The sequence below is a fragment of the Desulfuromonas acetoxidans DSM 684 genome (assembly GCF_000167355.1).
Taxonomy (GTDB): domain Bacteria; phylum Desulfobacterota; class Desulfuromonadia; order Desulfuromonadales; family Desulfuromonadaceae; genus Desulfuromonas; species Desulfuromonas acetoxidans.
Genome location: NZ_AAEW02000004.1, coordinates 96140 through 116449 on the forward strand (window position 1 = coordinate 96140; position 20310 = coordinate 116449).

Below are 20310 nucleotides of genomic sequence, written 5' to 3' on the forward strand. Positions count from 1 at the left end.
TGCTTATCCGCGGCGCTTGAGTTCGCGGTTGATCCGAGTCAGTTCCTGCAGACAGGCTGTCTGTTTTTCCGAGTCTCCATGTTGCTCGGCGGCACGCATCTGCGTATGCAGCTCTGCCCTGCGTTGTTTTAGCTGACTACGGACAACTGCCTGACGACAATCGCCGAAGATTTTTTCAATATCGTCACTGACAAGTTCTTGCTCGCGCACCAGAAGCTGCGTCAGCAGATCCTGTGCACGGGGATCCTCGCACTGGTCGAGCATCCATTCTCCGGGTTCACGCTGCTCCGCATGGGCCCGTTGTATCTGTTGTGCCACCTTCTGACAGACGGCATTGTCAAACAATGCGTCAATGCCCTGTTCTTCAACTGTACCGCTGACGCCGCCATCGGCAAGCATTAGAGTGAGTAACCACTTCTGCGCCTTAAAGTCACCCTGGATCTCCTCAGGCTCGACCGGGCGCGGAGCCACAGCCGGACGCGGCGCTGGCTGTGGGCGTGGCGCGGGTGGTTGATCCTCAACTTGGGTCCGCTCCAATTGCCGTTGCAGCAGCTCAACTGTCACACCACTGCGCTGGGCCAATTGGCCGAGATGCAGGTTACGCTGGATGTCATCCGGTACCCGCTGCATCATCTGCAGCACCGTATCAATGGCGCGCGCCTGCGCCTCAGCACGATCACCGGCCTGTTCCAGAGTCACCTCCATATGAACCTCTATGGCCGAGCGTGCCTCATTCAAACGTTGCAAAAAGGCTTCAGCTCCTTCGCGGCGCACACAGGAATCAGGATCATCCCCGGCCGGCAGACTCAGGGTCATCACTTCGAGCCCCTGTTGCAGCAAACTCGGCATGGCCCGGAAACACGCTTTTTGTCCGGCGGCGTCTTCATCAAACAACAGAACGACCCGCTCAACATACCGTTTGAGGATCTTGGCGTGGTCATCGGTCAACGCGGTGCCACAGGTCGCCACCACATGCTCAATGCCCGCCTGCACCAGCGCCAGGTGATCAAAATAACCTTCAACGACAATCACCGCCCGTTCACGGCGCATCGCCTGTTTCGCCTGATACAGACCGTAAAGCAGGCGGCTTTTATGATACAGCGCCGACTCAGGCGAGTTAATGTACTTCGGCAGGCTGTCGTCGAGTACCCGTCCGCCGAAGGCCACCACCTTGCCCGACAGATCTTCAATCGGAAACAGCAACCGCTGACGGAACATGTCAAAATCATTCCCGGTCTTGTCACTGCGCCGGATCAAGCCAAGTTGGCGTGCCTTATCGAGATCCGTGCCCTCAGACGTCAGGTGTTCGCACAACGCATCCCAACTGTCCGGCGAAAAGCCAAGGCGAAAGCGGCGCACCGCTTCGCTGTCAAAACCACGGCGACGGATATAACCTCGAGCCTGAGCACCACGCGGATCGGCAAGCAGGATATCGTGATAGAAGCGCGTCGCCTGCTCATAAACCTCGGCCAGCTCTTCACGCTCCAGACGCCGCCGGACCTCCTCAGGACTCGGCTCATCGTCGGGAATGACGACTCCAACCTGGTCAGCCAGCCGTTTCACCGCCTGGGGAAACGCCAGCCCTTCCATACGCATCAGAAAGCTGAACACATTGCCGCCGACGCCGCAGCCGAAGCAGTGAAAAATCTGGCGACTGCTGTTGACGTTGAACGACGGTGTCTTCTCACTATGAAACGGACATAAACCGAGGTGGTTATCACCGGAATGTTTCAACTTCACGTAGCCGGAAACAACGTCGACAATATCGACCCGTTCGCGCACCTGACTGATCAGATCTTCCGGTATCCGCGCCATCAGTCCCCCAGCTCAATTTCAGTCACTGCCGTACCACCATGGGCATTGTCCGCGGCATGAAACGACGTCACCGCCCGATGGTGCGCCAGCAGCTCCTGGATCGCCTGGCGCAACGCACCGGTTCCGCGACCGTGAACGACACTGATGTCTTTCCAATTATTCAGCAGCGCATCATCGATCAGCCGCTCCACCTGAGGCAGCGCCTCTTCGACCCGGCAACCCACCACGTCGAGACGCGGATTGAAACGGCTGCGGTCCACCTGACTTTTGGTGCCGCCCCGTTTCGTTTTTGCTTCGGCGAAGCGACGCGGGCTGAACGCCTCCAGTGCGCTCAGCGGTAGGCGCATCACCTTGCCGTTAACATTCAACTCGACTTCATCGCCAGACAACCGTTCCACCCGAGCTTCTGCATTGAGGGCAACCACCCGCACCAGCTCCCCTTCACTAAGCTGATCAGGGGCATGACGCTGACGTTTCACCTCCACCGGCGTCGGCAACTCTTCACGACTCTCACGCACTTGGCGCATCAGCTCGGCCTGCTGGCGGCCATCGCCACCTTGCATGTCACGCGCCTGCTTGAGCAGCTTTTTCATCTTGCCCTGGGTCTCATTGACCAGCTGTTCGGCGCGGCGACGAGCCTTATCGAGCAGTTTTTCGCGTTGGGCTTCAAAATCCTTCAACAGCTTAAGACGCTTACGCTGCTCAGCAGCCGCCTCGTTGCGGAGCTCTTCTGCCTCACGCAGTTGTTGTTCCAGGCGGTTCTGCACCTGATTGAGCTGCTCGACCATGGCCAAGCCGTCACGTTCCTCGCTGCCAAGATACTGATTGGCCCGATCGAGCACCTTGGCCGGTATGCCCATGTTGCGGGCGATGGTGAACGCACTGCTCGCCCCCGGCACCCCGTAATGGAGGCGGTAGGTCGGTGCCAACGTCTCGGGATCAAACTCCACCGCCGCATTCTCCACCCGCGATTCCAGGTAGGCACAGCTTTTGATCATATTCAAGTGGGTGGTCACCACCGTGCGTGCGCCAATCGCGCGCAGACGATCCATCACCGCCAGGGCCAGAGCACCGCCCTCGGCCGGATCGGTACCGGTCCCCGCTTCATCAAGCAGCACCAGAGAATCACCATCCACCTGTTCGAGAATGCGTCTCATCCGCAGCAGGTGGCCGGAAAACGTCGACAGATTCTCTTCAATACTCTGTTCATCGCCGATATCGGCAAACACCCGGCTGAACAGATACACCCTACTGTGCGGATGACACGGAATCGGCAACCCGGCCGACACCATCAGAAACAGCAGACCAACGGTCTTCAACGCCACGGTTTTACCGCCGGTGTTGGGACCGCTGATGATCAAAGTATCGTGCTTTTTGCCCAGACGCAGATCAATGGCCACGGTTTTCTGCGCGCGCGGTCGTCCATCGCTGCCCAACAACAGCAGCGGATGACGCACTTCACGCAGTTCCAACTGGCGCTTGGTCGTCAACTGCGGCGCACAAGCCTTGGTCAATTCGGCAAACCGGGCCACAGCGCAGGTAAAATCGAGTTGCGCCAGAATCTCCTGATTACGCCGCAACGGGCCGCGTGCCTCGCCGACCATGGCCGCCAGTTCAAGCAAAATCCGCTCAATCTCGCGCTGTTCTTCCCGACGCAGCGACTGCAACGTATTGTTGCGCTCCAGCACGGCCGCCGGTTCAATAAACAGTGTCTGGCCACTGGAAGATTCATCGTGGACAAACCCTTTAACCCGGCCACGGTAATCCGCCCGCACCGGCACCACGTAACGGCCGTTGCGGTCGGTAACAATCTGATCCTGAAACACGCCGTCATAATCACTGTTACTGAGCATGGATTCCAAGACGGCACGAATCCGGCCACGCAATACCTTGATCTGGCTGCGCAGATCGGACAGCCGCCACGACGCTTCATCCAGCACATCACCGGCCGGGCCGATACTGGCCTTGATCTGCTCACGCAACTCGGCCAGCAGTTGCAGCTCACCAACATCGGCGGCAAGCAACGGCGCCATCGCCTCATTGCCGAAATAGCCACGACAGGCGCGGGCGGCATCAAGGCTTTCGGCCACCTCCAACAACGCCGCAGCCGACAGCCACACCCCTTCGGTCTTGGCCCGATCAAGCGTCTCATGCAGATCGTGGCTTCCGCCCAGCGGCGGAGTGCCTTTATCTTCACGCACGGCGCGAGCCTCTTCCACCCGCTGCAAAGAAGCATGTACGGCTTCGCGCTCCTGCAACGGACGCAGCGCCAGGGTTAACGCCTTACCGGGCACCGTGACGGTAAACAGACCCAGCAGCGAGACAACCTTGTTAAATTCGAGAACGTGCAGGGTTTCCTGTAGCATTCACCTTCACACGGTTAGGCACGCCGCCGTGGCAACGCACCGGAAAAACAGTCAGGAGACCTTATCGAGGTAGCGCACACTCAGCTTGACCATCGACTCTCCCAATTCAACAAACGGCGGTCGCAATTGCGATTTTCTGAACTGCGGCTTCACTGCCGATGGCAAGTGCGCCAGTGACAGACCGTAAAGCACCAGGGCCAGGACAAAGGTTCCCTGAAGCAGACTGAACAGTGCACCCAGGACCCGGTTGAACCCACCGAGAAACAGCAGACGGATAAACCGTGACAACACGACACCGATCACTGTAAAGATAATCATTGTGGCGACAAATAAAAGGACCAGAGTGACAATCACACACAATTGCAACGGTAATTGACTCATATCGGCCAGTTTGTGCGCCAGGGGCGTATAAAAATGGAATGCGATACCGGCCGCCACCACCAGGCCGATGAGTGAGCAGAGCTCTTTGATCAAGCCGCGCAAGGCACCTTTGATCACGAACAACGCCAGGATGATCAGGATGGCGATATCGAGTCCATTCATGGTTAAAATCCCCTTTACTTTGCTGTAATCAGCGGTTCATCAAACAGGCCTTGACCAGTTCACTGACCTGACGGCCATCAGCACGGCCCACGGTCTGGGCAGTCACCTTTTTCATCACCGCACCCATCTCCTTCATGGAGGTGGCACCCACTTCGGCGATGGTTGCTTCGACCAACTGCTTGAGCTCCTCTTCGGTCAACGCCTGCGGCAGAAACTCCTGCAGCACTTCAATCTCGCGCTCCTCTTTTTCCGCCAGATCAAGCCGCTCATTGTCACGGTAGATCTGTGCCGACTCACGACGCTGCTTGAGCAGGGTCGACATCACGGCAATAATGGCAGCGTCGTCCATCTCTTTGCGCTGATCGATCTCGGCATTTTTAATGGCGGTACGGATCAGACGGATCACGCCGAGGCGCTCGGTCTGCTTGGCCTTCATGGCCTCTTTCATCGCCTCGTTAAGGCGTTGTTGTAAATCCATGGTCAACTCCTGGAAATTATTTTTTATACAAAAAGCCATCCATTGCTTTTTGTAAGCACGGTTTTGAAAATGTGATTTTCAAAACCTCACAAAATCGCCGAATTGTAAACAAATTCGACCATTTTGGTCGCCCATCCATGGGCTCCACAGCCTTTAGGAAAAAGGCTTATTTGCTACGCGACTCTTTTTCCTCAATGCCTGACAAGCCAAAACGACGGCGCAGCTCGGCGTAAATACGCTCGGGCGGCAGATCGTAGTAACCCAGCAGGATCAGGGTGTGGAAGAATAGGTCCGCGACTTCGTAGATCACTTCCTCGCGGTCGCCACCTTTACCGGCCACGGCCGTTTCAGTTGCTTCTTCACCAATTTTGCTGAGAATCTTGTCCAGCCCCTTGGTGAACAGCGAGTGGACGTAGGATTTTTCCGACGGATTACGACGGCGATCCTGGATGACATGGTAGACCGCATCGAGGATATCTTTCTCGCCATACACTTGTGCAGCGTTGACCTCGGGCTCACCGTCAATCACCAGTTTGCTGTCGTCCCAGACACTGTAGAAACAGGAACGGCGGCCGGTATGACAGGCCGCGCCCACCTGCTCAACCTTGATCAGCACCGTATCGCCGTCGCAGTCGTAGCGAATTTCGCGCACCTTCTGCACATGGCCGGAGGACTCGCCCTTCATCCACTGCTTGCCCCGTGACCGGCTATAATAGTGGACCTTGCCGGTGTTCAGGGTGTTTTCCACCGCTTCTTCGTTCATGTAAGCGAGCATCAGCACTTCGCCGCTGTCGACATCCTGGGTAATACACGGCACCAGGCCGTTATCATCAAATTTTAACTGCTCAACAAGACGCATGTTGTCTCCTGCTGTTCAGATCCGCACCGGGACCTGGTGTTGCTGTAAATACTCTTTGCACTCGGTAATGGTGTACTCGCGGAAGTGAAAAATGCTTGCGGCCAAAGCCGCACTGGCACCACCATCGGTCAGACCGTCTTTAATATGCTCCAGATTGCCGACACCGCCGGAGGCGATCACCGGGATGTGCACGGCATCACTGACCGCACGGGTCAGAGCGATATCGTAGCCGTCCTTGGTGCCGTCGCAATCCATGGAGGTGAGCAGGATCTCGCCCGCACCCAACTCTTCCATCTTGACCGCCCATTCAATGGCATCAATGCCGGTGGCATTGCGGCCGCCATGGGTGTAGACCTCCCAGCGTTGCGGATCGCTGTCGGGCACGCGCCGGGCGTCAATGGCCACGACGATACACTGGGTGCCGAAACGCTCGGCCGCCTCGCGAACAAATTCGGGACGGTGCACAGCGGCGGTATTGATACTCACTTTGTCCGCTCCGGCATTGAGCAGGTTGCGGATATCGGCAATCTCACGGATACCGCCACCAACGGTCAACGGCATGAACACCTGCTCAGCGGTACGCGCCACTACATCGAGAATGATGTTGCGCTTGTCGCTGGACGCGGTGATATCGAGAAACGTCAGCTCATCGGCGCCCTGGGCGTCATACGCCATGGCCGCTTCCACCGGGTCACCGGCATCAATCAAATCGACAAATTGCACCCCTTTGACCACCCGGCCGTCCTTGACATCGAGACAGGGAATAATGCGACGTGTCAGCATCGGCTTAACCCTTTCCTCGCGTCAGGGCCACGGCCTCACGCAGATCCAAGGCACCGCTGTAGATCGCCTTGCCGGTGATCACGCCGGCCAGCCCTTTGTCCTTGATGGTCAGCAGGTTTTCAATATCCTTGAGACTCGACACGCCACCGGAGGCGATCACCGGAATAGTGATGGCTTCGGCGAGATCGCCGGTCTCTTTGAGGTTGGGGCCCTGCATCATGCCGTCGCGAGCGATATCGGTGTAGATGATCGCCTCAACACCGAAATCTTCCATCTCACGCGCCAGATCAATGGCTTTCTTCTCGGTCACATCGGCCCAGCCGCGTACGGCAACCAGCCCCTGCTTGGCGTCGATGCCGACGACAATCTGGCCGGGGAATGCCTTACAGGCTTCCTTGACAAACTGGGGATTCTCCTTGGCAATGGTGCCGAGAATCACCCGACTGACGCCGAGCTTGAGATAGCATTCGATGGTTTCCATATCGCGGATACCGCCGCCGAGTTCCGTCGGGATATCCAACGCTTTGACGATCGCCTCAATGGCATGGCGATTTTTCGGCTCGCCGGCAAACGCGCCGTCGAGGTCGACAATATGCAGCATCTCGCCGCCCTGATCTTGCCAGATGCGCGCCTGGGCACCGGGATCATCGGAATAAACGGTATCACGTTCCATCAGCCCCTGCTCCAGTCGAACGCAGGCGCCGTTTTTCAAATCAATGGCCGGAATGACGATCATTTACAGTTCTCCAAAATTCTTCAGCATGGTCAAACCGACCTGCTGGCTTTTCTCCGGGTGAAACTGGGTAGCCATCACGTTGTCGCGACAGATGGCGCTGCAGAATTCGATGCCGTAGTCGGTGGTCGCGGCGACCACGGTGCTGTCCTCGGGCTGCACATAGTAGGAGTGGACAAAGTAAACGAAACTGTCCTGCGCTACGCCCTTGAACAGCGGGATATCGCGGTGTTGAATGCGGTTCCAGCCCATGTGAGGCACCTTGAGGGTTTCCCCGTCAAGCTGCATATCTTCGGCAAAGCGGGTCACCTTACCGGGGAAGATCCCCAGCCCCTGATGACTGCCGAACTCCTCGCTTTCACCGAGCAACACTTGAAAACCGAGGCAGATGCCGAGAAACGGCCGCCCGGTGGCAATAAACTGGTGGATCGGTTCGATAAAACCGCCGTCGCGCAAATTGTCCATACAATCGCGGAACGCTCCAACACCGGGTAACACCAGGCGTTCGGCTTTTTCCACCACACGCGGATCATCGGTCACCTGGGCGGTGTAACCTACTTTTTCAAAGCCTTTCTGCACGCTGCGCAGATTACCCATGCCGTAATCGATAATTGTAATCATGCTATTCCAATTTTCCTTTGGTCGACATGACGCCGCTGATACGCGGGTCGATCTGGGTCGCTTCATCAAGGGCGCGACCGAAGCCCTTAAAAATCGCTTCGATAATGTGGTGCAGATTGCTGCCGTACGCCAGGTTGATATGCAGGTTCACCCCAGCGTGGTTGCAAAACGCGACAAAAAACTCCTCCACCAGCTCGGTGTCAAACTGGCCGACCTTGGCCTTGGGCATATCGACGTTGAACACCAGATGCGGGCGGCCGGAAAAATCGAGAATCACCGAGGCCAGCGCCTCATGCATCGGCATGGTGAAACGGCCATAACGGCGGATGCCTTTTTTGTCGCCCAACGCCTGTTTGAACGCCTCGCCGAGGCAGATGCCCATATCTTCGACCGTGTGATGGTCGTCAATCTCAACATCGCCCTGCGCCTGAATGGTCAGGTCAAAGAATCCATGGCCTTTAAGCAAGATCAGCATGTGGTCGAGAAACGGCACCGAGGTGCTGATTTCGCCCTGGCCGCTGCCGTCCAAATCCAGTTTCAGGTCAATGGTGGTTTCAGCCGTGCGGCGTTCAATGCAAGCAGTTCGTGACATAGACACTCCTGACAGCAAAAAGGTGGTGCAACAAAAATTACGCGTCGTCATCCAGCCGGTGGCTGACCGAACGGGCATGGGCGTCCAACCCCTCCAGTTGAGCAATCTGTACCGTCTGCGGTCCCAGCCGTTTCAATCCGGCCGGTGAGCAGCAGATCAGGCTCGACTTCTTGACGAAATCATCCAGCGATAACGGCGAAAAGAACCGCGCCGTGCCACCGGTGGGCAGGGTGTGGTTCGGACCGGCCAGATAATCGCCGAGCGCTTCCGGGGTATGGTGGCCCATGAAAATCGCTCCGGCATGACGCACCTTCGGCAGCAGGTCAAAGGGGTTATCGACAGCCAGTTCCAAGTGCTCAGTAGCAATGCGGTTGCAAAACTCCAGCACCTGATCGAGATCGTCGGCGACAATGATGGCACCGTACTCATCAATGGAAGAGCGGGCAATGGCATTACGCGGCAACAGGGCCAGCTGTTTTTCCACCTCGGCGGCAACCTCTTTGGCCATGGTGTCGCAGCTGGTGACCAGCACGGCGGACGCCAGCTCATCGTGCTCGGCCTGCGACAGCAGGTCAGCGGCAATGTGGCGGGCACAGCCGCTGCCGTCGTTAACCACCAGAATCTCGCTGGGACCGGCGATCATGTCAATATCGACCTGACCAAACACCATCTTCTTGGCCGTGGCCACGTAGATGTTGCCGGGTCCGGTAATTTTATCCACCCGCGGAATGGTCTCAGTGCCGTAGGCCAATGCGGCCACAGCCTGAGCGCCGCCAACGCGGAAAATACGATCCACTCCGGCAATATGCGCAGCAGCCAGTACATGGGGATTGGCCTCGCCATTGGGCATCGGCACCACCATGATCACTTCCGGCACACCGGCCACTTTGGCGGGGATGGCGTTCATCAGCACCGACGACGGATAAGCGGCCTTACCTCCGGGAACATAGATGCCGACCCGATCCAGCGGGCGGATCATCTGGCCGAGCAAAATATCGCTCTCGTCGGTGGACAGCCATGTTTCCTGCTTCTGCCGACGGTGATAAGCACTGATCCGTTCAGCCGCCAGTTTCAGGGCGGCAAGATCGTCCGCGCTGACCTTGGCGACGGCTTCCGCCATCTCGTCAGCACTGACTTCCATGCCCTGGGCTGTCAGATCAAGACGGTCAAAACGCAGGGTATACTCCTGCAGCGCAGCGTCGCCGCGTTGCTGCACAGCGTCGATAATCGCCCGCACCGTGGTATCGATGTCGGCGGGAATCTCCTCGGCGCGATTTTCAATATGGGCGAAAGACTCAGCAAAATCCGGGTCGTCAAAACGGAGTAGCTTGATCATGGGTCACCTTTTATTGAGGTTCTTGCTCAAAACCGTCCCTGGTTTTCTCGCAAACACGCTTCTGAAAAAAATCATTTTCAGAAGCTCACAAAATCAACGAATTGTAAACAATTCGACTATTTCAGTCGCCCGTCCATGGGCTCCACGAGTCTCTCTGTAAGAAGCTCTATTGAGAGATTTTTGGTGTATCGGCAATCACCTTTTCCAGACCATCAATGATCTGGCGAATCCGCTCGTGTTTGGTTTTCATGCTGGCACGATTGACAATCAATCGCGTCGTGACCTCGGCGATGGTTTCCACTTCCACCATGCCGTTGTCGCGCAGCGTCGCTCCGGTGGACACCAGGTCGACAATCCGCTCCGACAAACCGACCAGCGGCGCCAGCTCAATGGAGCCATAAAGTTTAATCAGTTCCACCTGAACACCCTTACTGGCAAAATAGCGCTCGGTAACCTTGGGATACTTGGTGGCAACACGGATGTTCGACCAACTGGCCGGATCGTCCTGCTCACTCAACGCCTTGGGTTCAGCCACCACCAGGCGGCAATAGCCGAAATTCAGATCGAGCGGCTCGTAGAGATCCTTATCCTGCTCAAGCAGGGTATCCTTACCAACCACGCCGATATCGGCGCAGCCGTACTCGACATAGGTGGGCACGTCGGTAGCGCGAACCGCCATGAAACGCAGTTTATCCTCTTTATTTTCAAAAACCAGTTTGCGGTTTTTTTCTTTCATTTCCGGGCAGGTGATGCCGATCTTGGCAAACAACTCCATGGAATCTTCCAAGATGCGCCCTTTGGGCAGGGCAAAGGTGATGTAATCACTCATAGTGTCCTCTTTCGTGGCTTGACGTTATCGGTCAGGCGTCCTCCGCCACGCGGCGGATATCGGCGCCTAAGGCCAGCAGTTTCTCTTCCAGTCGTTCATAGCCGCGGTCCAGATGATAAATTCGCGACACTTCCGTGGTATTGTCCGCAGCCAGTCCGGCCAGCACCAGTGAGGCACTGGCGCGCAGATCCGTGGCCATCACCGGCGCACCGAGCAACTGTTCGACCCCTTCAACCATGGCCTGCTTGCCGTCAATACGGATTTTCGAACCGAGCCGCTGTAATTCACACACGTGCATAAAGCGGTTCTCAAACACGTTCTCGGCAATAACGCTGGTTCCTTTGGCCAACGTCAGCATGGCCATGAACTGGGCCTGCATATCCGTCGGGAAACCGGGATGCGGCCGGGTCTTGATCTGCAACGGCTGGATCTCTTCCGGGCCGCGTACGCGAATGCCATCATCACCGAGAATAACTTCGGCACCAGCTTCACGTAACTTGCTAATCACCGCTTCAAGACAGTCGGCATCGGCGTTACTGAGCAGCACATCACCACGCGTCATGGCCGCGGCAACCATAAAAGTGCCAGCCTCAATACGGTCCATCATCACCTGATGATCCATCGGCTGCAGGCTGTCCACCCCTTCAATGGTCACCGTGTCGCTGCCAGCCCCACGCACACAGGCGCCCATGGCATTGAGCGCATTGGCCAGATCAACAATTTCCGGCTCGCAAGCGGCGTTTTCCAGCACGGTGGTGCCTTCGGCAAGGGCGGCCGCCATCATCAAATTCTCGGTGCCCCCCACCGTCGGAGTATCAAAATAGATGGTCGCACCACGTAATTTTTCGGCCCGCGCTTCTACATAGCCGTGATCCAGGGTGATCTCGGCACCCATGGCTTCAAGCCCTTTAAGATGCAGGTCGATGGGGCGGGCACCAATCGCACAACCGCCGGGCAAACTGACCCGCGCCTGACCAAGTCGGGCGACCAGCGGACCGAGCACCAGCACCGAGGCGCGCATGGTTTTAACCAGATCGTAGGGCGCTTCGACATTGACCACACGATCGGCGTTGACGCGCACCTGGCCATTTTCAAAGACTGCCGTCGCACCGAGGGTCTCCAACAGTTTCACAACAGTTTGGATATCACGCAGGTCCGGCACATTGCCGAGGCGGTGCTCACCGGGGCACAACAGGGTTGCGCACAACAGCGGCAGCGCGGCGTTTTTCGCCCCGCTCACTTCAACAGTCCCCTGCAGACGGCGTCCGCCGTGGATGACAATCTTCTTCACGTTCGTTTATGACTCCTTATCCGTGTGAGCAGGTGCCTGACCTCCCACCACCCGGACAATTCCGTTGTAATCTTCGCGCTGAAAGGTTTCCGGCAAGCCGTGTCGAACCATCAACGCGGCCACATCATCAGCCTGTCCGGCCCCCACTTCCACCAGCAGCCAGCCACCGGGGATCAACAGATTGAGTGCCTGTTCACACAGCAGCCGATAACAGTCCAGGCCGTCACTACCAGCCTGCAAAGCCACAGCAGGCTCATGCTCGCGCACTTCCGGCATCAATCCGTCCATCTCATCCTCACGGATGTACGGCGGGTTGGACACCACCAGACGATAGGGGCCGCCACTTAACACGGCCATATCCTGCTGACGAAAGCTGAGCCGTTCGGCCACACCGTTGAGTTCGGCATTGGCTTGCGCCTGGGCCAGAGCTTCGGGCTGCAGGTCGACTGCTTCCACCTGCAGATCCGGGCAACTGTGGGCCAAGGCGACGGCAATCGCACCACTGCCAGTGCCGACATCCAGCACGGGCTGTTGCGATGTGGTGTTGTCTTCCAGCAGGCGCAATGCCTCTTCAACCAAAATTTCGGTGTCGCCACGCGGGATCAACACGCCGGGTGCCACCTTGAACGGCAACGACCAGAATTCGGTGTGGCCAACAATATACTGCAACGGCTCCCGCTTGGCGCGTCGGGCCACCAGTTGACGGATTTTGGTCAACTCTTGCGGCTGCAACGGCTGGTCGTAGCACAGGTACAGACCAACTCGATCTTTATTCAGAGCGTCGCCAATGAGCAGCTCCGCATCCAGACGCGGCGAATCAATGCCTTTTTCCTTCAGGTACTCGGCCGTCCAGCGCAGGACACTCAGCACCGTCCAGCGTTCGGTCACGCGTTCTCCTGTCCGGCCATCAGTTCCGCCTGATAATGGGTGGTCAAGGCGTCAAATACTTCATCGAGATCGCCCTGCATGATGGCATCCAGTTTATACAAGGTCAGACCGATACGGTGATCGGTGCAACGGCCTTGGGGAAAGTTGTAGGTACGAATCCGCTCACTGCGATCACCACTGCCGACCTGACTTTTACGATCTGCGGCCATCTCAGCGTGTTTTTCCGCTTCCATGGCGTCGAGAATCCGTGAGCGCAACACCTTCATGGCCCGCGCCTTGTTTTTGTGCTGGGACTTTTCATCCTGGCAAGCCACGACAACACCGGTGGGAATATGAGTGATGCGAACCGCCGACTCAGTTTTGTTAACATGCTGGCCACCAGCGCCGGACGCCCGATACAAGTCGATGCGCAGATCGCTGGGATTGATCTCCAAGTCCACCTCTTCGGCCTCGGGCAAGACAGCCACAGTACAGGCCGAGGTATGGATACGGCCCTGAGTTTCCGTTTCCGGAACCCGCTGCACGCGATGAGTGCCACTTTCGTATTTGAGTCGGGAATAGACGTTTTCACCACTGATCATGGCGATCACTTCCTTGAAACCGCCAACGCCGGATTCCGAAGAACTCATGATCTCCACCTTCCAGCGATGTTTTTCGGCATAGCGGCTGTAGGCACGAAACAGATCACCGGCAAACAACGCCGCTTCGTCGCCACCGGTTCCGGCACGGATTTCGAGGATGATATTCTTGCCGTCGTTAGGATCTTTCGGCAACATGAGCAGGGTCAGCTTTTCGGCCAGATGCTCACACTCATCCTCCAGAGCAGGCAGCTCTTCTCGCGCCATTTCGCGCATATCGGGATCGTCATCGCGCATCAATTCGCGATTGTCCTCGATCTCCTGCTGAATCTGGCGGTAGCGGCGATACACCTCCACCGGCTCGGACAGCTCGGCGTGTTCACGCGTCAGTTCGCGAAATTTATTCTGGTCGGAGAGCACAGTGGGGTCGGACAACAGCCCTTCCACCTCCTGAAAGCGATCGACGACTTCTTCGAGTTTGTCAAAAATAGCCACAAGCGTGTCTTTCTATTGACAGACGGAACCATGCGGTTCCTGTGTTTTGATCAGTTCTGGCCGTACTCCTGCCGCACAGCATCAGCTTCACCACAGCACATGGCCCCTTCGGGGCAGGCACCGCGCAGACAACCGGGCCCGGCCTGGGCAAATAATACCGGTGCCGCGTCACGACACAACAACAACATTTGTTTGGCCATGGCGCGAATTTCCCACTGAGCACGACGACAGCAGCGTAAGGAAAAAAAGTGATGCAACTCGCGGGCATTCATGGTCATCACCAGCTTGGTCTGGGCGGCATTGGGCAGCACAAAACGAGCGTCTTCCGCCGGGACCCCGGCTTCGAGCATGTCCTTGTACAGGTGATGTACCTGGTCAAACAGATCATGGTAACGTTGCTGTAATTCGGGATGATCGGCCAAAGACGGCGGCTCTACCGCAGCAAACGGGGTATCGTGTGCCACATAGCGCTGGCTCTGTTGCGAGTAGGACGCCACCCGGTGGCGCACCAGCTGATGGGAACAGGCACGACTGAGCCCTTCCAGACCAAAACTGAAGCTGACATGTTCCAACACCGAGAAATGGCCTAGCTTGAGGATTTTCTCAATCAGACGCAACTGTTGATCACGGTCGGCAGACAACAGGTCGTTGATACCAGCATCCGAGTAGCATAAGCGGGCGGCAGCGGCGACGATTTTTTCCGGCTCGGGAGTATGGCTCAGCAGCTGAACATCCATGGGCTCGGCCTTTAAAAAAGGGAATTATTTAACGAGAAACAGCCGCAAGAGGAAAATCTCCCTTGCGGCTGATCCAAATGACGCGGTTTACAGCGAAGCAAACAACTACTTCTTTGCATACCTTTTGCGGAAACGCTCGATACGACCAGCGGTATCCAGCAGCTTCTGGGTGCCGGTGTAGAACGGATGGCACGCAGAGCAGATTTCAGTGGTCAGCTCACCGCCCTTGTCGTAAGTGGAGCGGGTCTGGAACGAGTTGCCGCAGTGACACTTGACAGTCACTTCTTCGTACTTGGGATGGATCCCTTCTTTCATGGTAGTTCTCCTTTTAAGTGCCTGGCGTTGTACAGGCGAGAATCGCAACCCCCGTCAAGGGGTAATAGGAACAAATACACGCTTTCACGTCCTGATGCAACCCTTAATTTTCATTTTACTACCGGCCTTGTGTAAAAGAGTTTCGCCGCCCATGGGGAGACGCTCCTGATCGCCGGGCTTGCCAATGACCATCGTTGCGGCCCCAGCAAATTGCAACCGAGAGGGATCACTGATTCATGGAATCAAGGAACTCCTGGTTGTCCTTGGTCTCCACCAGCTTCTCACGCAAGAACTCCATGCTGTCAACAACATTCATGGTGGTCAGCACTTTGCGCAGCAGCCACATACGTTGCAGCGTTGTCGTATCCTGCAGCAGCTCTTCACGACGGGTTCCGGACTTGTTAACATCGATGGCCGGGAAGGTGCGCTTGTCAACCAGGCGACGATCCAGAACCAGCTCCATGTTACCGGTGCCTTTGAACTCTTCGAAAATAACCTCGTCCATCTTGCTGCCGGTATCGATCAGTGCCGTGGCAATGATGGTCAGGCTGCCGCCCTCTTCAACATTACGCGCCGCGCCAAAAAACCGCTTCGGCTTGTGCAAAGCGTTGGAGTCAACACCACCGGACAGGATCTTGCCGCTCGGCGGCACCACCGTATTATAAGCACGCGCCAGACGGGTGATGGAGTCGAGCAGAATGACCACATCACGTTTATGCTCAACCAGGCGCTTGGCTTTCTGAATCACCATCTCGGCCACTTGGACGTGGCGGGTTGCCGGCTCGTCAAAGGTCGACGACACCACCTCACCCTGTACCGAGCGCTGCATGTCGGTGACCTCTTCAGGACGTTCATCAATCAGCAGGACAATCAGGTACGCTTCAGGATGGTTGGTGGTGATAGAGTTGGCCAGATTTTGCAACAGAACCGTTTTACCTGTGCGCGGCGGGGCGACGATCAGGCCACGTTGGCCTTTACCGATGGGCGACACCAGATCAATGACGCGCATGGGAATATTATCGCTGGTAGTCTCCAGCACCAGACGCTCCTGAGGATGCAACGGCGTCAGGTTGTCAAACAGCGTCTTCTTACGGGCGACTGCCGGATCCTCGAAGTTGATCTCCGAGACCTTGAGCAAAGCGAAATAGCGCTCACCCTCTTTAGGCGGACGAATTTGCCCGGAGATCGTGTCGCCGGTGCGCAAACTGAAGCGACGGATCTGCGACGGGGAGACATAGATATCGTCCGGTCCCGGCAGGTAGTTGGCATCCGTGGCACGCAAGAAACCGAAACCATCGGGCAGGATCTCCAGAACCCCCTCCCCGAAAATCGCCCCTTTCTGGGCAGCTGTGGCACTGAGGATGGAAAAGATCACATCCTGCTTGCGCATCCCGGCGACCCCTTCGATCTTCAGATCGTTGGCAATCTCGGTCAGCTCAGTAATTTTTTTGGCCTTGAGGTCCTTCAGGTGCATGGAAGAACCGTCATTTTCGACGACTTTACGCGTGGTTCTGGTCTCGTTTTTTTTATTGTCTGTTTTTTTCATTAGTTTGTGGCTGCTCGACAGCGAAAGGAAGACGTACCGTTGCTGCGACAACAGGCCTCTCGGTTTAGAGTGACAGGGACAAGTGGGGTAGTTCCATTGGGGGTATTCAGGAATTGAATCTGTTGGTGTCAACTCGCCGCTGACACACACTGTCTCCCTGTCTACCTTCTTTCGTCGCTCTTGTCAATCGCTTAAATACGTTAAGCACCCGTTTTGCCACCAAGAGTTGATTTTTTTCGCGTAAACACCTTCTCCCCTGCGCGACCAGTGACACACGGGAAAACCAGCAGTCTTTATGAAAAATTACTCCCCCGCCTCACGTAGCAAGCCCTAGCCCCCTGAGCGATGACGGACGATCTGCCCTTCGATCATGTACACCACGTCTTCTGCGATATGCGCTGCCAGATCGGCAATGCGCTCCATATGGCGCGACACGGCCAGCCACAACAGCAACGCTTCAAGATTGTGACTGGAACCGACCAGCTCCTGCTTGACCAACCCATAGGTCTGGCGATGCAGTTCATCAATCTGGTCGTCATCGGCAATGACCTGTTGCGCCGTGGCGGCATCAAGATTGACCAGCGAGGTGAGGCTTTTGTCAAGCATGGCCAGAACGCGCTTAGCCATCAACGGAAAATCAAACGGCGCCTCAACCTTTTTCAGCTCAGCAAACGCCAGAGTGCGTTTGGCCACATTGACAGCCACATCACCAATCCGCTCCAGGTCGCTGTTGATTTTGATCACCGAAACGATAAAACGCAGATCCGTGGCCACCGGCTGGTGAAGGGCCAGCACCTTCAGACACTCCTCTTCCAGCTCCACCTCGTGATGGTTGATCCGGTTATCGAGGCTGATAACACTGTCAGCCAAGGCATTGTCTCCGCGCTCCAGTGCCTGCACTGCTTTCTGGACGCTCTCTTCAACCAGGGCGCTCTGCGCCAGGATCATCCGCTTTAACGTGTTAAGTTCTTCTTGCAAATGGATTGCCATCATCTCATAGGTCCTTCCCTGTCATTCATGGATTTGCCACCGGGCTGTTATCCCAGCGCTGATCCGTTATCCGTTTAAACCTGCAACGTGCCCTAACCGAACCGGCCGGTGATATAGTCTTCGGTCTGTTTATTTTTCGGCTTCATGAACAGATCACCGGTTTTACCGTATTCCACAAGCACCCCTTCAAAGAAAAACGCCGTATAATCGGAAACACGTGCGGCCTGCTGCATGTTATGGGTGACAATAATAATCGTGTAGTCATCACGCAGCTCTTTGATCAGGTCCTCAACTCGGGCCGTCGATTTTGGATCCAGAGCCGAACAGGGTTCATCCATCAGAATCACTTCGGGATTCACGGCAATGGCACGGGCAATACACAAACGCTGCATCTGTCCGCCGGACATGCCCAGAGCGGAATCCTGAAGACGATCTTTGACCTCGTCCCACAGACCGGCCCCCTTGAGGCTGCGCTCCACCGTTTCATCAAGGATCTTTTTATCGTTAATGCCGGCAATGCGCAGACCGTAGATGACGTTTTCATAGATCGATTTGGGAAACGGATTTGATTTCTGAAACACCATGCCAACGCGGCGGCGCAACTCAATCACATCGAGATCGCCGGAATTGATCTCGGTGTCATCAATTCGGATGCTGCCTTCCATACGCGAAATATCGACCAGATCGTTCATCCGGTTGATACAGCGCAAAAACGTCGACTTGCCGCAGCCGGATGGGCCGATCAGCGCCGTCACCTGGCGGCGCGGGAACACCATATTCAGGTCAAACAGCGCCTGCGAGGTGCCGTAGAAAAAATCAAGATGCTCAACTTCAATGACAGGATCTGCCAGAGGATTGGGGGTCGTCATAGTTTTTTATTCTCCAGAATGTCCTTATTGCTCCACCGTCGGTGCCACAACTCTAAAAGGTGCCGAAGGTATATTTCTTCTTCATGTGGTTGCGCAAGCGGATGGCGACACCACTCATTACGATAACGATCAAGACCAGCAACAGCGTGGTCACAAACACCATGGGTCGCGCCGCTTCGACATTCGGCGATTGAAAACCTATGTCGTAGATGTGAAAACCCAGATGCATAAATTTACGTTCCAGATGAAAGTAGGGAAACTGCCCGTCCAGAGGCAACGATGGCGCCAGCTTGACCACACCGGTGATCATCAACGGCGCAACCTCACCGGCCGCACGGGCCATGGACAGAATCAGTCCGGTCATAATCCCCGGCGAAGCCATGGGTAACAAGATGCGGGTCAAGGTCTGAAAGCGCGTTGAACCAAGGGCCAGCGAGCCTTCACGAATCCCACCGGGAATCGCGCCCAACGCCTCTTCCGTCGTCACAATGACAACCGGCACCGTCAGCAGTGCCAGGGTCAGACTGGCCCACAGCAACCCACCGGTGCCGAATGTCGGCGTCGGCAGACGTTCCGGAAAAAACAGTTGGTCAATGCCGCTGCCAATCCCATAGATAAAAAAGCCCAGACCGAAGATGCCATAGACAATCGACGGAATCCCGGCGAGATTGTTCACGGCAATCCGCACCATGCGCACCATCAATCCTTCGCCGGCGTATTCGCTCAGATAGATGGCGGCAATCACGCCTAAAGGGAACGAAAACAGACTCATGACAAAAATCAACAGCACCGTGCCGTAGATGGCCGGAAACAATCCACCCTCGGTGTTGGACTCGCGCGGCTCACCAACAAACAATTCAATGAGCTTGTCAAAATAGATCCCCGCCCGCTGCAGCGTCGTTAAATCATTGGGCTGAAAGTTGCGGACAATTTCCGCCAGGGCGATGTGCACCGGGCGACCGTTAATATCGGTAAAGTTGGCGTAATAATCCCGCAACTTCTGTTTCTGCTTGCCCTGTTCGGTCATCCAATGGCCAAAGGATCCTTTAAGTTCAGAAACCTGCGCGGCGATGTCCACCCGTTTAGGGTCTTGTTTTTCTACCCCCTCATAGGCATAGAGCAGGTCGCGATTATTAAGCTTCTGGATCTCATAATTGATATCATTGATATGGCCATCAATCTCATCAAGCGTGTCCTGTAACGGCACGATCGCTTCTCGACCGGCTTCCAACTGTTGCCACAAGGCCATTGAGGTATCGACACCGGGAGCGACAACCTCCGTGAGAATACCGTAAAAATTCCCGTACTCCTGTCGCTCAATGGTTGCGACGTGCTTGGGCTGATGGCGTTTGACAACGCCATCTTCGCGAATCCAGCGAAAATCCATGCCGTACAGGTCGCGGTTGCCCACTTTGAGCTGAATGCGTCGCGAATCCTCTCCGGGAAGCGGCTCCTCTTTGAGAACCTCACCAAGAACCGACTGCCCGTTGGACAGATCGAATGCGGTTAACCGCGCCGGCCAAAACGTCCCCAGCCCATTGGCAATCACCACCAGCACCAGGATAAACGCCATCAGCAACGTTGATGTCAGAGCGGCGGCCGTCAGCCAAACCTGGGGCTCACCGCGTGTAATAAACTGCTTCATG

At 56.2% G+C, this 20310-nt stretch carries 20 protein-coding genes; all 20 read right to left on the reverse strand.

The window, feature by feature from the left end:
- Positions 1 to 3: 3 nt before the first annotated feature.
- The 20 genes from dnaG to pstA all read right to left on the reverse strand — a co-directional run bounded on the left by dnaG (position 4) and on the right by pstA (position 20309).
- Positions 4 to 1815, reverse strand: a complete 1812-nt coding sequence (gene dnaG / locus DACE_RS04145) for a DNA primase (protein ID WP_005998542.1) — start codon at positions 1813 to 1815, stop codon at positions 4 to 6.
- Positions 1815 to 4181, reverse strand: coding sequence for an endonuclease MutS2 (locus DACE_RS04150; RefSeq protein WP_005998543.1), 2367 nt, complete (start codon positions 4179 to 4181; stop codon positions 1815 to 1817). The genes dnaG and DACE_RS04150 overlap by 1 nt, the downstream gene beginning before the upstream one ends.
- 51 nt (positions 4182 to 4232) lie before the next feature.
- Positions 4233 to 4724 carry a CvpA family protein gene (locus tag DACE_RS04155; RefSeq protein ID WP_005998544.1) on the reverse strand — a complete coding sequence of 164 codons (492 nt, stop codon included), beginning with the start codon at positions 4722 to 4724 and terminating at the stop codon, positions 4233 to 4235.
- Positions 4725 to 4752: 28 nt separating this feature from the next.
- The gene (locus tag DACE_RS04160) at positions 4753 to 5202 is read right to left on the reverse strand and encodes a GatB/YqeY domain-containing protein (RefSeq protein WP_005998545.1); all 450 of its coding nucleotides are present in this window, start codon (positions 5200 to 5202) and stop codon (positions 4753 to 4755) included.
- A gap of 166 nt (positions 5203 to 5368) precedes the next feature.
- Positions 5369 to 6061, reverse strand: coding sequence for a bifunctional phosphoribosyl-AMP cyclohydrolase/phosphoribosyl-ATP diphosphatase HisIE (hisIE, locus tag DACE_RS04165; protein WP_005998546.1), 693 nt, complete (start codon positions 6059 to 6061; stop codon positions 5369 to 5371).
- A gap of 15 nt (positions 6062 to 6076) precedes the next feature.
- Positions 6077 to 6844, reverse strand: coding sequence for an imidazole glycerol phosphate synthase subunit HisF (gene hisF / locus DACE_RS04170; RefSeq protein WP_005998547.1), 768 nt, complete (start codon positions 6842 to 6844; stop codon positions 6077 to 6079).
- Positions 6845 to 6848: 4 nt separating this feature from the next.
- Entirely contained in the window at positions 6849 to 7580 is a 732-nt protein-coding gene (gene hisA / locus DACE_RS04175; protein ID WP_005998548.1) for a 1-(5-phosphoribosyl)-5-[(5-phosphoribosylamino)methylideneamino]imidazole-4-carboxamide isomerase, read from the reverse strand.
- Entirely contained in the window at positions 7581 to 8198 is a 618-nt protein-coding gene (gene hisH, locus DACE_RS04180; RefSeq protein ID WP_005998549.1) for an imidazole glycerol phosphate synthase subunit HisH, read from the reverse strand. It abuts the gene before it with no gap.
- 1 nt (position 8199) lies between these two features.
- Entirely contained in the window at positions 8200 to 8790 is a 591-nt protein-coding gene (gene hisB, locus DACE_RS04185; RefSeq protein WP_005998550.1) for an imidazoleglycerol-phosphate dehydratase HisB, read from the reverse strand.
- A 37-nt stretch (positions 8791 to 8827) separates the two neighbouring features.
- Complete coding sequence (hisD, locus tag DACE_RS04190; RefSeq protein WP_040366213.1) at positions 8828 to 10123, reverse strand: histidinol dehydrogenase; 1296 nt, start codon at positions 10121 to 10123, stop codon at positions 8828 to 8830.
- A 169-nt stretch (positions 10124 to 10292) separates the two neighbouring features.
- Positions 10293 to 10955: an ATP phosphoribosyltransferase gene (gene hisG, locus DACE_RS04195; RefSeq protein ID WP_005998552.1), complete on the reverse strand. Its 663-nt coding sequence runs from the start codon at positions 10953 to 10955 to the stop codon at positions 10293 to 10295.
- 31 nt (positions 10956 to 10986) lie between these two features.
- On the reverse strand, positions 10987 to 12246 hold the full coding sequence (gene murA, locus DACE_RS04200) for a UDP-N-acetylglucosamine 1-carboxyvinyltransferase (protein WP_005998555.1): 1260 nt from the start codon (positions 12244 to 12246) through the stop codon (positions 10987 to 10989).
- A gap of 6 nt (positions 12247 to 12252) precedes the next feature.
- Complete coding sequence (prmC, locus tag DACE_RS04205; protein WP_005998556.1) at positions 12253 to 13134, reverse strand: peptide chain release factor N(5)-glutamine methyltransferase; 882 nt, start codon at positions 13132 to 13134, stop codon at positions 12253 to 12255.
- Entirely contained in the window at positions 13131 to 14201 is a 1071-nt protein-coding gene (gene prfA, locus DACE_RS04210; RefSeq protein ID WP_040366214.1) for a peptide chain release factor 1, read from the reverse strand. Before prfA ends, prmC begins: the two co-directional genes overlap by 4 nt.
- Positions 14202 to 14257: 56 nt before the next feature.
- Positions 14258 to 14944 (reverse strand): FAD-dependent thymidylate synthase, encoded by a 687-nt coding sequence (gene thyX / locus DACE_RS04215; protein ID WP_005998560.1) that lies wholly within the window; start codon positions 14942 to 14944, stop codon positions 14258 to 14260.
- 105 nt (positions 14945 to 15049) lie between these two features.
- A complete protein-coding gene (gene rpmE / locus DACE_RS04220) occupies positions 15050 to 15259 on the reverse strand; it encodes a 50S ribosomal protein L31 (protein ID WP_005998562.1) in 210 nt (69 codons plus the stop codon).
- A 226-nt stretch (positions 15260 to 15485) separates the two neighbouring features.
- Positions 15486 to 16733: a transcription termination factor Rho gene (gene rho, locus DACE_RS04225; RefSeq protein WP_040366216.1), complete on the reverse strand. Its 1248-nt coding sequence runs from the start codon at positions 16731 to 16733 to the stop codon at positions 15486 to 15488.
- 402 nt (positions 16734 to 17135) lie between these two features.
- Positions 17136 to 17798, reverse strand: coding sequence for a phosphate signaling complex protein PhoU (gene phoU / locus DACE_RS04230; RefSeq protein WP_005998566.1), 663 nt, complete (start codon positions 17796 to 17798; stop codon positions 17136 to 17138).
- A gap of 89 nt (positions 17799 to 17887) precedes the next feature.
- Positions 17888 to 18664 (reverse strand): phosphate ABC transporter ATP-binding protein PstB, encoded by a 777-nt coding sequence (pstB, locus tag DACE_RS04235; protein ID WP_005998568.1) that lies wholly within the window; start codon positions 18662 to 18664, stop codon positions 17888 to 17890.
- 52 nt (positions 18665 to 18716) lie between these two features.
- Complete coding sequence (gene pstA / locus DACE_RS04240; protein WP_005998569.1) at positions 18717 to 20309, reverse strand: phosphate ABC transporter permease PstA; 1593 nt, start codon at positions 20307 to 20309, stop codon at positions 18717 to 18719.
- Position 20310: the final 1 nt, after the last annotated feature.